Annotated in this window: 12 protein-coding genes; 6 read left to right on the top strand and 6 right to left on the bottom strand. The window is 46.0% G+C overall.

Features of this window, described 5'->3' with window-relative positions:
• The first annotated feature begins 19 nt into the window (after positions 1-19).
• Both L0659_RS16620 and L0659_RS16615 read left to right on the top strand, forming a co-directional pair.
• Positions 20-1,546, top strand: a complete 1,527-nt coding sequence (locus tag L0659_RS16620; protein ID WP_235127743.1) for a tagaturonate reductase — start codon at positions 20-22, stop codon at positions 1,544-1,546.
• A 206-nt stretch (positions 1,547-1,752) separates the two neighbouring features.
• Positions 1,753-2,904 (top strand): DUF748 domain-containing protein, encoded by a 1,152-nt coding sequence (locus L0659_RS16615; RefSeq protein WP_235127742.1) that lies wholly within the window; start codon positions 1,753-1,755, stop codon positions 2,902-2,904.
• 34 nt (positions 2,905-2,938) lie between these two features.
• Here the strand turns inward: L0659_RS16615 and L0659_RS16610 are convergent, their stop codons facing one another.
• The 5 genes from L0659_RS16610 to L0659_RS16590 are packed head-to-tail and all read right to left on the bottom strand — an operon-like array spanning position 2,939 to position 7,879.
• Positions 2,939-3,604 (bottom strand): bifunctional 4-hydroxy-2-oxoglutarate aldolase/2-dehydro-3-deoxy-phosphogluconate aldolase, encoded by a 666-nt coding sequence (locus L0659_RS16610; protein ID WP_235127741.1) that lies wholly within the window; start codon positions 3,602-3,604, stop codon positions 2,939-2,941.
• 24 nt (positions 3,605-3,628) lie between these two features.
• Positions 3,629-4,624 carry a sugar kinase gene (locus L0659_RS16605; protein ID WP_235127740.1) on the bottom strand — a complete coding sequence of 332 codons (996 nt, stop codon included), beginning with the start codon at positions 4,622-4,624 and terminating at the stop codon, positions 3,629-3,631.
• A 14-nt stretch (positions 4,625-4,638) separates the two neighbouring features.
• Positions 4,639-6,063: a glucuronate isomerase gene (gene uxaC / locus L0659_RS16600; protein ID WP_235127739.1), complete on the bottom strand. Its 1,425-nt coding sequence runs from the start codon at positions 6,061-6,063 to the stop codon at positions 4,639-4,641.
• A gap of 1 nt (position 6,064) precedes the next feature.
• The gene (gene uxuA / locus L0659_RS16595; protein ID WP_235127738.1) at positions 6,065-7,258 is read right to left on the bottom strand and encodes a mannonate dehydratase; all 1,194 of its coding nucleotides are present in this window, start codon (positions 7,256-7,258) and stop codon (positions 6,065-6,067) included.
• 9 nt (positions 7,259-7,267) lie between these two features.
• Entirely contained in the window at positions 7,268-7,879 is a 612-nt protein-coding gene (locus tag L0659_RS16590) for an RNA polymerase sigma-70 factor (protein ID WP_235127737.1), read from the bottom strand.
• Between the two features lie 277 nt (positions 7,880-8,156).
• On the opposite strand from L0659_RS16590, the gene L0659_RS16585 reads away from it, so the two are divergent.
• Entirely contained in the window at positions 8,157-9,185 is a 1,029-nt protein-coding gene (locus L0659_RS16585; protein WP_235127736.1) for a LacI family DNA-binding transcriptional regulator, read from the top strand.
• A 17-nt stretch (positions 9,186-9,202) separates the two neighbouring features.
• Here L0659_RS16585 and L0659_RS16580 read toward each other — a convergent pair whose 3' ends face one another.
• The gene (locus L0659_RS16580; protein WP_235127735.1) at positions 9,203-10,483 is read right to left on the bottom strand and encodes a DUF349 domain-containing protein; all 1,281 of its coding nucleotides are present in this window, start codon (positions 10,481-10,483) and stop codon (positions 9,203-9,205) included.
• A gap of 70 nt (positions 10,484-10,553) precedes the next feature.
• Between L0659_RS16580 and ettA the strand changes: the two genes are divergently transcribed.
• Genes ettA through L0659_RS16565 form a run of 3 tightly spaced genes read left to right on the top strand, consistent with a single transcriptional unit; the run spans position 10,554 to position 14,264 of the window.
• A complete protein-coding gene (ettA, locus tag L0659_RS16575) occupies positions 10,554-12,221 on the top strand; it encodes an energy-dependent translational throttle protein EttA (protein ID WP_235127734.1) in 1,668 nt (555 codons plus the stop codon).
• A gap of 25 nt (positions 12,222-12,246) precedes the next feature.
• Positions 12,247-13,629, top strand: coding sequence for a UDP-N-acetylmuramate--L-alanine ligase (gene murC, locus L0659_RS16570; protein ID WP_235127733.1), 1,383 nt, complete (start codon positions 12,247-12,249; stop codon positions 13,627-13,629).
• Between the two features lie 38 nt (positions 13,630-13,667).
• Entirely contained in the window at positions 13,668-14,264 is a 597-nt protein-coding gene (locus tag L0659_RS16565) for a TIGR00730 family Rossman fold protein (RefSeq protein WP_235128050.1), read from the top strand.
• Positions 14,265-14,277 lie beyond the last annotated feature (13 nt).

The raw sequence follows: 14,277 nt of genomic DNA, 5'->3' as shown, positions 1-14,277 counted from the left end.
ACAACTATTCATTATTAAAATGTCCCTACCGCAGCTTTCTCCCGAATTGCTGGATCAGCGTCCAGACCTTTTGCCAAACCACCATAACCTCCTTGCGCTGCCTGAAAAGATCATTCAGTTTGGCACAGGCGTACTGCTGCGCGGCTTACCCGATTATTTTGTAAATCAGGCTAATCAGCAGGGGATTTTCAATGGCAGGATCGTGGTTGTGAAGTCTACGAACAGCGGCGGGACCGATGCGTTTGCTACGCAGCAAAATGTATTCTCACACAGCATCCGCGGCATTGAGGACGGGAATCAGGTTGATAAACTGGTGATCAACAGTGCGATAAGCCGAACCATTTCAGCAAACAGCAACTGGGCGGAGATTCTCGAATGCGCGCACAATCCTGAATTAAAGATCGTTGTTTCCAATACGACGGAAGTTGGGATACAACTCACCGACGATGATATTTTCGCCAGTCCGCCAACGTCCTATCCCGGAAAACTGACGGCTTACTTGTATGAGCGTTTCAAAGCATTTAACGGAAGTGCAGCATCCGGAATGGTGATCGTTCCTACTGAGCTGATCGTTAACAGCGGGCAGAAATTACGCGACATTGTTATTGAACAAGCCAAACGGCACAATTTGGATGAAGCATTCACCCAATGGCTGGAAGAACACAATCATTTTTGCAGTTCGCTCGTCGACCGCATTGTCCCGGGCAAGCCGGATGCTGAAACTGTGGAGCTTATTTCTGGCCAGCAGGGTTATCAGGATGATTTACTGATCGTTTCAGAGGTTTACCGATTGTGGGCTATTGAAGGAAGTGAGCATGTAAAATCGGTTTTGAGCTTTGCCGAGGCAGATAAAGGCGTCGTTATCGAACCCAACATTGATCTTTACCGGGAGCTGAAACTGCGCTTGCTGAATGGCACGCATACGCTTGCTTGCGGCCTCTGTTTCCTGAATGGCCTGGATACGGTCCGCGAAAGCATGGAACATCCGGAAACTGCTTCATTTATCGCCGATCTAATGTTGAAAGAACTTGCTCCGGCAATCCCATATGCAGTGGATGAGGCGCGTGTGCAGGAATTTGGCAACCAGGTTTTAGACCGTTTCCGCAATCCGTTCATCCGTCACCAGCTGATCGACATTACTGTGCAATACACGGCCAAAATGAGAATGCGGAATATTCCCACATTGCTAAGCCACTATAAAAAGTCAGATCAGGCGCCGGCGCTCTTTGCCGAAGGGTTTGCTGCCTTCCTGAAATTCATGAAGCCGGTTGTTCACAAAGATGGTGCTTACTATGGCGACCGCGATGGACAGCCTTATTCCATCCGCTGCGATGCCGCTCCTTATTTCGATGAAATGTGGAAAACAGCCGCTTCACCGCTTGATCTTGCTGAGAAAGTTTTGGCCGATGAATCGCTTTGGGATACGGATTTGACGCAGCTTCCCGGATTTCTGGATGCTGTGAAGTCGTATATGGCCGAGCCGGCAGCATTGGATACATTGCGCATTGTTCCCGGCGCCGATGCACCTAAAATTGATCTGAATTAATCATAATAAGGCTCATAAGAAGCGACCAGATTTAAAGCATTCACATATCCGATCCGTTTTTGTTGTAACATACAAAAACGGATTTTTTTATTTCATATAGCTACTCGATGCCCGCATTTGAAGTCAGAAATCCCTTTGGCATCATTTTTGACTTTGTGACACCCTGAAAGTCAAAAACTGGTTAACACGATTTTTAATATATAACTGTGAAAAGATCTGTAAAAATACTGATAGGAATAGTGGTCATTCTGATCATCGCCCGCCTGCTGCTGCCCTATTTCGTGGTGAAATATGTGAACAAAGTCCTGGCCGATATGGACGGTTATACGGGGCATATTGATGATGTGGATATTCACCTGATCCGCGGCGCTTACCAGATCGATGGGATGAACATTCGCAAGGTGAATGGTAAAATTAAAGAGCCATTTATTCTTATCCCCAAAATGGACCTCTCGGTTCAGTGGGAGTCGTTGCTGAAAGGGAAACTTGTAAGCGAGGTGGAATGCCATAATCCTGAGATCAACTTTGCATTCAGCAGCAGTGAAGAAGCAAGCCAGACGGGTGCAGAAAACGACTGGACAAAGGTGATTAAAGATCTTTTACCCATTGAAATAAACCGTTTTCAAATTATTAACGGAAAGGTGGACCTTACAAGCATTGTAAGCCAGCCCAAAACCGACCTGACCCTCAAAAATTTCAACCTCGAAATCGCAAACATCCGAAACGTCGAAGAAAAAGGTAAAAATTTGCCCTCTCCCGTAAAAGCTACCGGCGATTTGCCCGGTTTTGGAGGAACAATGCTATTTACAGCCAATATGATGCTGTTAAAGAAAATTCCGGATTTTGATTACAACCTCAGTTTGAAAGATCTGCAACTGGTAAAACTCAACAGTCTGGCGAAGCAGTATGGGAATCTGGATTTTGAACAAGGCACCATGAGCTTGTTAAGTGAGATGAAAATGGTCGACGGCAAGCTGGAAGGCTATTTAAAGCCACTTACCAAGGACATGAAAATTTTTAAAATGAAGGAGGAAAACCGCAATGCAAGTCAATTCTTCCGCGAATTGCTGGCGGAAGGCGGTGCTTTTATTCTGGAAAATAAAAAGAAAGACCAGGTAGCAACCCGTATCCCGTTGAAAGGAACTGTGGGTGAGATTTCCACTGACTTCTGGCCAATCATTATCAATGTGTTGAGAAATGCTTATGTGGAAGCGTTTAAAGCTGAGTATGACTCTTCTATGAGTGTGAAAGACACCATTAAGGAAGTGCGAAAAGAGCGGAAAGAGAAGCGTAAAGATAGACGCGCGGAACGCAAAGCGAAGCGTGAACGTAAAAAAGCGGAACGTAAAAAAGATTAGGTCCCGCTTTCAGTATATCTTAATAATTAAAACATTAACCTGCGTCCCGGAATTTGGTAACCAAGGCAATGCTTTCAGCGACTTTCTGTTCAATCCAGGAATAGTTGCCGGCTTCGATAATCTCTTTTGGAAATAAATTGGATCCCAAACCAACCGCATATGCGCCTGCGCCAAACCATTCATTAATGCTCTCGGCTGTGGGCTGCACGCCGCCAGTGACCATAATTTTAACGTTAGGCATAGGCCCGCGGATCGCTTTAATGAATTTGGATCCCACAACATCACCGGGAAAAAGCTTCACAACTTCGGCGCCTGCCTGTTGTGCGTTGTAAATCTCCGTTAATGTGGAAACGCCCGGAATCCAGGGAATGTTGGCTTTCGCACAAGCATAACCTACGGCCGGATTGAGGCAAGGTGTTACTATGAAATCTGTTCCTGCATCAATAAATTTTTGTGCAGTTTCGGCATCATAAATAGTCCCTATGCCCATCGATAAGCCTGGCAAACTCTCTTTTGTGTAGGCAACCAGCTCGGTAAATACGGTAAATGCGTTTTCGCCGCGGTTTGTGAATTCAAATGCCCGCGCACCTCCACGGTAACTGGCATTGATCACCTCTTTGGCAATTTCTATGTCACTATGATAAAACAGCGGCAAAACACCGACCTGATTTAATAGCGTTAACGTTGTCTCTTTGTCCATATCATTTGTTTTTTGAAACAGCAATCAGCGCTTGATCCTGCCGGAAGTTTCTCCCTGCCGGATCGCCTCCACTTCCTGAATGGTGGAAATTAGTGCGTCCCCTTCGATTGTATGTTTCAATGCCGAAGCTGCAACGCCGAATTCAAGTGCCTTTTGCTGATCATTAAATGTAATCAATCCGTGTATCAAACCAGCAATGAATGCGTCTCCGCCGCCAACTCTGTCGATAATCGGGTTGATTTCCGTATCAGCTGTTTCCAAAAGCTCTTTTCCGTTCCAGAGATAAGCCCGCAAAAGGTTGTGTGAAGCGCTGATGGAAGTCCGTTTTGTATCGACCAATGTTTTCACTTGCGGATAAGCCCTCTGTAAATTGACGCAGGAGTCTACAAAATCGTTTCCGTCAATGCCAAAAATCTCCTTAATGTTTTCGCTATTTGCGATCACAATGTCGGTTCCGGCAGTTATTTCGGGGAGAATGTCAGAAGGCTTCTTACCATATTTCCATAGGTTTGCCCTGTAAAAAATATCGCCTGAAACGGTTAATCCGTATTTCCTGGCTGTTTTGATCCCATCCAGAAGCGCGTCGGCTGCTCCCTGCGAAAGCGCAGGCGTAATGCCAGCCCAGTGAAACCATTTGGCATCTTTCAGAATGCTGTCCCAATCAATTTCCTTCGGATCTATCTCAGCCAATGATGAGTTGGCGCGGTCATAAACGATCTGGCTGCCGCGCAATGCCGCACCCATTTCCAGAAAATAAACGGCCATTCTCGGGCCTCCATAAATGATATGAGAAATATCAACACCGTGAAAATGAAGATATTGCGCTGCCGCCCTGCCGATTGGCGAGTCGGGAAAGCGCGTTACATGCGCCGTGTGATGTCCCCAATATGCCAATGCCGTAGAAACATTCGCTTCTCCGCCGGCATAAGTGACATTTAGTTGACGTGCTTGTTCAAAACGGGAAAAACCAGGTGTAGAAAGTCGCATAAGGACTTCTCCGAAAGAAACTATTTGAGCCATAGTTGCAAACCTACCTAAAATCCGAAATAATTGCTTGCATTGCGATAAGAAATGTCCTGAACCAGCTTTCCAAGCCATTGGATATCATTGGGAAGCTCGCCATTTTCGACATCATTACCGATCATATTGCAAAGGATCCTGCGGAAATATTCATGGCGCGGGTAAGACAGAAAGCTCCGGGAATCGGTCAGCATTCCTACGAAACGGCTCAATAATCCCATGTTGGAAAGCGCATTCATCTGGCGCTCCATACCATCTTTCTGGTCCAGATACCACCAGCCTGAGCCAAATTGCATTTTACCTGCAATGGTGCCATCATTATAATTACCCGTCATCGTCGCCAGCACTTCGTTATCCGCCGGATTCAGGTTATAAAGGATCGTTTTGGTAAGCTGATTTGTTGAATCCAGTTTATTGAAAAATTTAGACATAGGCGTCGCCTGGCTGTAATCGCCGATAGAATCCCAGCCTGTGTCCGGGCCCAGCTCGCGAAGCATGCGTGCATTATTGTTACGCAATGCGCCCAAGTGGAATTGTTGCGTCCAGGATTTTGCATGATCCATTTTTGCCGTTTCAAAAAGCACCATGGATTTGAATGCTTCGCGCTGTGCATCACCTGGAAGCTGCCCGTTACGTGCCGCTGTAAATGCCGCTTTCGCAGCTTCCTCATCAAACGAAGCATAAATATGCTCTAATCCATGATCTGAAAGCTTGCCGCCCATGGATGCAAAAAAGTCGTGGCGGTTCTGTAATGCAACCAGAAGATCTTCATAGGAGTTAATTTCTCCTAAACCGGAGGCCTCTCCTAATTTGGTAAGATATTGGTTAAACTCCTCCGGCGAATCGATCAGCAACATGGCTTTATCAGGACGGAAAGTAGGCAGCACTTTCAGGTCAAAACCGCTGTCTCTGATCGCTTTGTGGTCCGAAAGCGAGTCCGTAGGATCGTCCGTTGTACAAACGATCTTTACATTCATCCTTTTAAGAAGATTCCTGACCGAGAAATCCGGCTGCTTTAATTTCGCCGAACATTCATCATAAATCTCTCTTGCCGAATCTTTATTTAACAAAATATCAATGTCAAAATAACGCAGCAACTCCAAATGTGTCCAGTGATACAGCGGGTTACGCATGGTATAAGGCACGGTGACCGCCCATTGTTCAAACTTTTCCCAGTCGCTGGCATCACCCGTACAATAGCGCTCATTAATCCCATTCGCACGCATCGCCCGCCACTTATAATGATCACCATATAACCAGATCTGCGTCATATTCTCAAACTGCTTATCCGCCGCAATCTGGTCGGGAGGAAGGTGGCAGTGGTAATCAATGATGGGCATTTCTTTGGCATAATCATGATAAAGAATGCGCGCAGTCTCCGAACGAAGCAGAAAATCGTCGGATATGAATGTCTTTTGTGCAGTAGCGAATGTTGTCATATTATAATTTGTTTGACCTTTCAATAGCATATTCCAGCCCCCTCAGCTCAGCCAGCCCCCGCAACCTTCCGATAGCAGTATAACCAGGATTTGTCCGCTTAGTCCCTGAAAGGTCATCGAGCATTCTATGGCCGTGATCGGGACGGAATGGCATTCTTAAATCTGTCCTTCCGGCTTCAATGCGACTTTTTTGCTCGGTGAGCAATGCTTTCATGACGCTGTACATATCCACGTCACCGTCCAAATGGTCGGCTTCGTAAAAACTTCCGTCGTGTTCCCTTTTTGTGGCACGTAAATGGATGAAATGGATGCGGTTACCCAGCCTGTCAACCATTCCGCTAAGATCATTATCTGGTCTTACACCATAAGAACCTGTGCAAAAGCAAATGCCATTGGCCTCATGATCATAGGCTTCGAGTAACAGCATCGCGTCGTTTTCGGTGCTGACCACCCTTGGAAGTCCTAAGATCGGATAAGGAGGATCATCCGGATGGATTGCCAGTTTAACGCCAGCCTCATGCGCAACAGGCCCAATAGCCTGGATGAACTGGTATAAATGTGTCCTCAATTCCAGGTCACCCACATGCGCATATGCGCTCAATGCAGTCCGGAATTCTTCAATCGTGAAGCTTTCCTCGGAACCTGGCAAACCTGCTATAATGTTCCTGACGAGCTTGTTAACCGCTGTTTCCGAAGCATTATCCAACCAGTTTTTGGCTTTTTGCTTTTGCTCGTCCGTGTAATCTTCTTCCGCTTCCGGTCTTTTCAACAGATAAAGATCAAAAGCTGCAAATTGAGCCGCGTCAAAGCGCAAACCGGTCGAACCGTCCTTCATAGGCGCGTCCAGATCAGTCCTTGTCCAGTCCAGAATGGGCATGAAGTTGTAGCAAACGGTGTCTATTCCGCATGCACCCAGATTCAATAAGGTCTGCTGGTAATTTTTAATATATAGTTCAAAATCGCCTGTCCGGGTCTTGATCGCCTCGTGCACAGGAACACTTTCTACAACCGACCATGTTAAGCCGGCCTGTTCAATCAGTTCTTTTCGGGCCTGTATTTCAGCAACTTCCCACACTTCACCATTACGGATGTGGTGCAAAGCCGTAACAATTCCTGTTGCCCCGGCCTGGCGGATGTCCTGCAATGTGACAGGATCATTGGGCCCAAACCAACGCCATGTTTGTTCTAATGCCATATTTTAATTTTATGCTACTAACCGATGTTCCGGAACGCGTTCGCGCAAGACTTTCAAAGCCCGGCTCATTTGTGTTTCCACTGTTTTAACTGAAATTTCAAGCTTTTCAGCAATGTCGCGGTAACGAAGGCCTTCTTCGCGGCTAAGCCTGAAAATCAATTGACATTGCCTTGGCAAAGCCTTGATACAGCCTTCCACGTGATCAAAAAACTCATTGAATGTCAGTTCTTCAACCGGGGAAAAATGGTCCGCATGCGTCAGGTTCCATTGCACAGAATCCAGTGATTCACGCTCATTCTGACGGTGGATCCTGAGTTTAAGATAATCCAGCGCCTGATTTCTTACCGCTCTGTAAATGTAAGCCTGAAACGAAGTATGCACTTCAATCTGCTCACGATTTTTCCAAAGTTTCACAAACACATCTGAAACCACTTCCTCTGCGATTTCCCGCGTAATCACCACCCGCATGGCATAATTACAAAGCGATCGGTAATGATGTGTGAACAATTCACGAAAAGCATGGTAATCTCCGGTTGCCACCACTTTTCCAAATAAATTTTCCAGCGCGCTTTTCTGGGAATTAGCGGATGACAGGGTGTTGGTAAATGATTTTGCTTCCATTAATGAGCTAGGTTAATTATAGAAAATTTCCTGGATTCGTAGTGGTAAAAGGCATGCTTGCCTCGTCAACAGTGAACCTAGTTTAACGATTGGTTCGTTGATACACAAAATTTAATCTTGAAAAAAATCAATAAATCTACGCAACCGTTCCCGGAACCGTTCCCGTTTTCGTAATTTTTCCCGGAACTTGGTGCACTATTTGTAATTTGTGCAACAAATCGAGGTTAGTGCATTTTTTATACAAATTGTTGCAATTGTATTATTCCCATACATCTCCATGAAGAAAGTCTCCATCACCATTAAGGAAATTGCGCGGCAGCTTAACATTTCCAAATCGACCGTGTCGCGAGCCCTTCGAGACAGCAGTGAAATCAGTGAGGAGACAAAAAATAAGGTCATTGAGCTGGCAGAAAAGCTCAATTATTATCCCAATCCAATTGCCATCAGTTTGCTTAAAAACCGCACGCAGACCATTGGTGTGATCGTGCCTGACATTGCGAACCGCTTTTATTCATCGGCCATTGGCGGTGTGGAAGACATTGCTTATAGCCGCGGTTACCACACCATGATTTACCAGAGCCACGAATTGCTGGAAAGAGAGCGCTCCGCGTCCCGGCACATTGCTTCAAGGCGTGTCGATGGGCTTGTTGTGGCCATTTCAAGCCAGTCGGAGAACATTGATCATTTTGTGTCTTTGCAGGAACAAGGCATTCCCGTGGTATTTTTTGATCGCGTAAGTGATGCCATGCAAACGCATAAGGTGCGTGTTGACGACTATAAAGGCGCTTTTGAAGCAACAGAACATTTGATCAAACGCGGTTGCAAGCGCATTGCCCACATTGCCGGACCAAAACCCGTGTCCATTACACGGTTTCGTTTGGAAGGTTATAAGGACGCATTAAGGAAACACGACATTGATTTCAAAGAAGAATGGGTGCTGCACAGCGAAATCACGCAATCGGGCGGAACCGAACGCACTTATCAGCTGATGGCCTTACGCGAACGCCCGGATGCGATTTTCGGCGCCAGCGACCGGATCACCATGGGAATCCACTGGGCATTGCGGCAACTTGGTTACCGCATGCCCGACGATGTTGCAGTGGTTGGCTTTTGTGACCTGGCCATGTCATCATTGCTCGACCCGCCGGTAAGCTCGGTTACGCAGCCATCATTTGAAATGGGCCAGCAGGCCACATCACTGCTTTTGGATCTGATAGAAAGCAAAAATACCCCGGCCGAATATGAGACCAGGGTATTGCCTTCCAATCTTGTTATTAATCAGTCTTCGATGCGGGTTACTAAATGATTGTTACCCGGTGAGCGTTACCCGGTAATCGTTTTCAATTTTCTTTCGAATTCTGAAAGGATTTTTTCTTTCATCTGCACTTTCCGCTTTTGAATGTTGATGCGGCCTGCTGCCTGCTTATCCTGCTCAGGATCACCTGTTGCCGTCCTGTCAAATTCAAGAATAGCAAATTCAAGATCGCTTTTCTCGCGTTTGGCAAGCCATTCAAGTTCCCTGTATTTTGTTCTGAGCTGCTCTTCCGGGCTTTTCAGTTCGAATGCAGGATATTTACGGCTGATGACGCGGGCCAGATAACTCAGCTCAAATATCTTGTCGCACACCATTCTGAAACGCTCTGCAAGTTCCTTATCGGCCATTTTGAAAGGAATTTTGATCTCTTTCCATTTGCTCAAAAGGACTTTTGCTTCCTGTGACGCTTCAATAATGTCTGGTGCGCGAAGCAAAACTTCTGCTTGTTGCAGCAATTTCTGCTGTTCAACAATCCGTGGGTCAACCCGAACTTTCGGCTCGATGCCTTTGGCCAGATTGTACTTGTCGTAAAACAATTTCAAAAAGTGCCTGTAAGCCTTGTTAACCTTGAAAAAGCGCTTTGGCGGCACTTCACCAATGTTGTTCCAGGCATTCCGCACTTCCCTTGCTTTCTGATAAGCGTCATCCAGATCCCGCGAATAACTCAGCGTTTTGGTGATCTTGATCAGCTTTTCATATTCCTCTATACGGAACTGGTTAATTTTATTCTGCTCGTCGAAATAATCCCTGCGGCGTTGGAAGAAATCATCCAGAATGGTTTGAAATGTTGTCTCAACTTCTTCCTGATATTCCTTTTCAACAGGACCTGTGCGGATCCATTTGGCTTTGATCTCCTGGATCTGGTCCGTTGCCGCGGTGTAATCTTCAATAGCCGCCGCAACCTTCACATCTTCGATCAAAGCCCGCTTGATTTCCAGGTTTTTAAGCTGGTTAACCTCGATCAAACCTTTCAGATATTCCTCTTTCTCTTCCAGTCTCTGCAACAATGGAACAAAGTCCCCGAGTGCATCAAAACCTTTAAGCTTACGTTGAAGCTGGATTAGCTTGGTAAGATAAGATCCTTTGTTAAGTGCCTCATCTATTTCTTGTTCCAACTGCTCCACTTTGTTCAGAACGATGTTAAAACGATTTTTAAAGTAATCAATCGCTTCCTGCTCAGTTCTCTTTACTTCTCCAATTTGCCGGTCGGGGAATTCCAAATACCCCTTTAAAAATACTTTGCTGTCTTTAACATAGCCGTATTCATCATTCAATGTGGCATTTTCCATTCTTTCAATTTTTTATCTGCTAAGTGTAGGGATAATAACGATATTTGTTATCGCACAAATTAAACAAAAAATGAGTAACGAAACCATTATTTTCTCAATGTCGGGGGTTAACAAAATCATTCCTCCAAACCGGCATATCATTAAAAACATCTATTTATCCTTTTTCTATGGTGCTAAAATCGGGGTTTTAGGTTTAAACGGATCAGGTAAATCAACGCTTTTGCGCGTTATAGCAGGAATTGATAAGGACATCCAGGGAGACGTGGTTTTCTCTCCCGGTTACTCCGTTGGAATGCTTGAACAGGAGCCAAAACTGGATCCCACAAAGACTGTAAGAGAAGTTGTGGAAGAGGGAGTTCAGGAAATAGTAGACCTTTTAAAAGAATTTGAGCAGATCAACGAAGCATTCGGAGAAGAGGATGCAGACTTTGATAAACTGCTTGAACGCCAGGGCGAAGTGCAGGAAAAACTGGATACGACAGACGCCTGGAATCTGGATAACCGACTTGAAATTGCGATGGACGCGCTGCGTTGCCCGCCTTCGGATGCACTGGTCTCCACACTTTCTGGTGGTGAAAAACGCCGGGTTGCATTATGCCGCCTGCTGCTTCGCCAGCCTGATGTATTGCTGCTGGATGAGCCTACCAACCACTTGGATGCGGAATCTGTGCTTTGGTTGGAAGAGCATTTGAGACAATATAAAGGAACGGTTATCGCCGTAACCCACGATCGTTACTTCCTGGATAATGTGGCTGGCTGGATCCTGGAACTGGATCGCGGCGAAGGCATTCCGTGGAAAGGAAATTACACTTCCTGGCTTGAACAAAAGCAGGAACGACTGAAAAAAGAAGAGAAAACAGAATCCAAACGCCAGAAAACATTGCAGCGTGAGCTGGAATGGGTGCGCATGGGCGCGAAAGGCCGCCAGGCAAAATCCAAAGCCCGTTTGGGTGCTTACGAGCGCTTGTTAGGCGAAGAGGGCCGCGAAAAAGAAGAAAAATTGGAGATCTTTATCCCGGCGGGACCTCGTCTCGGGAGTAAGGTTATCGAAGCGCATAATGTTTCTATGGGCTTCGGCGACAGGCTTTTATACGAAAACCTCAGCTTTGCATTGCCTCCGAATGGAATTGTAGGGATCATCGGACCCAATGGTGCTGGTAAAACAACACTTTTCAAATTGATTACAGGCCAGTTGAAGCCGTTAAGCGGACATTTTGATGTCGGTGACACGGTGGAATTGGCTTACGTAGATCAGGAACACGATAACCTGGATCCTGTTAAAACGGTTTACCAAAGCATTGCAGATGGCAACGACTGGATTATGATCGCGGGCAAGCAATCGAATGCCCGGGCCTATGTAAGCCGTTTCAACTTCGGCGGCGGCGACCAGGAAAAGAAAGTCGGCAATCTGTCGGGTGGAGAGCGAAATCGGGTGCATTTGGCTATGACATTGAAAGAGGGCGGCAACTTGCTTTTGCTCGATGAGCCTACCAATGACTTGGACATCAACACATTACGCGCTCTGGAAGAAGGTCTTGAAAACTTTGCAGGTTGTGCCGTGATCATCTCCCACGACAGGTGGTTCCTGGACCGCGTCGCTACGCACATTCTTGCTTTTGAAGGTGATTCGCAGGTTTATTGGTTTGAAGGAAATTTCTCGGAATATGAGGAGAACCGCAAGAAACGAATGGGGTCTGACCTCACGCCGAAAAGGATTAAATATAAAAAATTAGCCTAGTTTAGAGAACAGTTAATCATTATCAATGAGTCAGATTTCATCTTTGGATAAAATACATTTTATATCGATTGGTGGCAGCGTCATGCACAACCTTGCCATTGCGCTGCATTTAAAAGGATTTGTAGTAACCGGTTCGGACGACGAAATTTATGAACCTTCGGCCAGCCGGCTCACCAAATACGACTTGCTCCCAGCCGTAACAGGCTGGTTTCCAGAGAAAATAACAGCCGATCTTTCGGCTGTTATTTTGGGTATGCATGCCCGGCAGGACAATCCCGAGCTGGCAAAGGCCAAGGAACTGGGTATTAAGGTCTATTCATATCCTGAATACATTTTTGAGCAAAGCCAGAACAAACAACGCGTGGTCATTGCCGGAAGTCATGGTAAAACAACCATTACGTCCATGATCCTGCATGTTTTGAATTACAATAAGCGTGTTTTCAACTATCTGGTAGGCGCGCAGATCGAAGGGTTTGACAACATGGTGAAGCTTTCGGAAGAAGCGCCGCTGATCGTGATCGAGGGCGACGAATATTTCACTTCACCATTGGACCCAACTCCAAAATTCATGCATTACCAGCCGCATATCGCATTGATCAGCGGCATTGCTTGGGACCATTTCAATGTGTTCCCAACCTGGGAATCCTATGTGAAGCAGTTCGAATTGCTCGCAGATTCACTGCCGAAAGCAGGTGGGATTATCTTTGATGAAACGGACGATATGCTGGATGTGATTGGTCAAAAAGAGCGCACAGACGTTGTGAGCACTCCTTATCATGCGCATCCATATAAGATTGAGAATGGCAAAACGATCCTGACAACGCCGGACGGCAAAGAAGTTCCTGTGCTGGTTTTTGGTAACCATAACATGAAAAATATCAGCGGTGCTTACGCGGTTTGCGAACGCCTGGGCATTACGGACGATCAGTTCTATGAAGCCATTCAGAGTTTCAAAGGCGCATCCAAACGCCTCGAATTGCTGGGCAAAAGCGAAACCGTTAATATTTACCGTGATTTCGCGCACGCGCCTTCGAAAGTAGAAGCCACAACAGCTGCATTGAAAGAGCAATATCCGGAGCGCACATTGGTTGCTTGCGCCGAGCTGCACACATTCAGCAGTCTTAATAAGGCATTTCTGAGCCAATATCGCAGGAAGTTGAAAGCAGCTGATATTGCGGTTGTTTATTACAACCCACAAACGGTGGAGCACAAGCGCCTGGAACCGATCTCGGAAGATGACATTCGCACGGCTTTCAAGCGGGACGATCTTAAAGTCTTTACCGATTCTGGGGAAATGGTCAATTTTTTAAAATCTTTAACCTGGGAAAACGCCAATTTGCTGCTGATGAGCTCAGGCACTTACGGCGACCTCGACCTGAAAGCACTCGCAACAGAATTGCTTGATTAAAAGAAACATACATGAGCACTATATTTAAGCTTGAATTTATGCAATCCATAGTAGTTTACTGCGGCTCCAATCCCGGCAAAAAAACGATCTACGCGGAAACAGCCTACACATTAGGCGCGGAATTGGCAAAAAGAAATATCAGACTTATTTACGGCGGCGGCAACATGGGCTTAATGGGCCGCGTGGCCGACGGAGCCATGGAAAATAACGGTTCTGTGACGGGCATAATCCCCAATTTTCTCGCAAAACTGGAAGTAGCCCACAAAACCCTGACTGAAATTCATTTCACGGAAACCATGCACGAGCGTAAGGCCAAAATGGTTTCGCTAACGGACGGCGTTATTGCGCTTCCGGGCGGTTATGGCACTTTCGACGAGCTTTTTGAGATCCTTACCTGGTCGCAGCTGAAAATTTTCAAGGGGCCTGTCGGGCTGTTGAATGTCAACGGATTTTATGATCTGCTGCTTTTGCAATTGGATAAAATGGTGGAAGAAGGATTTTTACACCCTGATAATCAGAAGCTTTTGGTTGTATCCGACAATGCTCCGGACCTTTTGGAAAAGATGGAAGCGCTTCGTGTCCAAAACGTAGAAAATAAGCCTTTGGATAAGTCGTTATATGTAGATAATAACTAAGTTACCCTTCCAA

The organism is Dyadobacter sp. CY347, from assembly GCF_021502655.1.
In the GTDB taxonomy this organism is placed as follows: domain Bacteria; phylum Bacteroidota; class Bacteroidia; order Cytophagales; family Spirosomataceae; genus Dyadobacter.
This window is presented reverse-complemented; position numbering and strand designations above follow the sequence as displayed.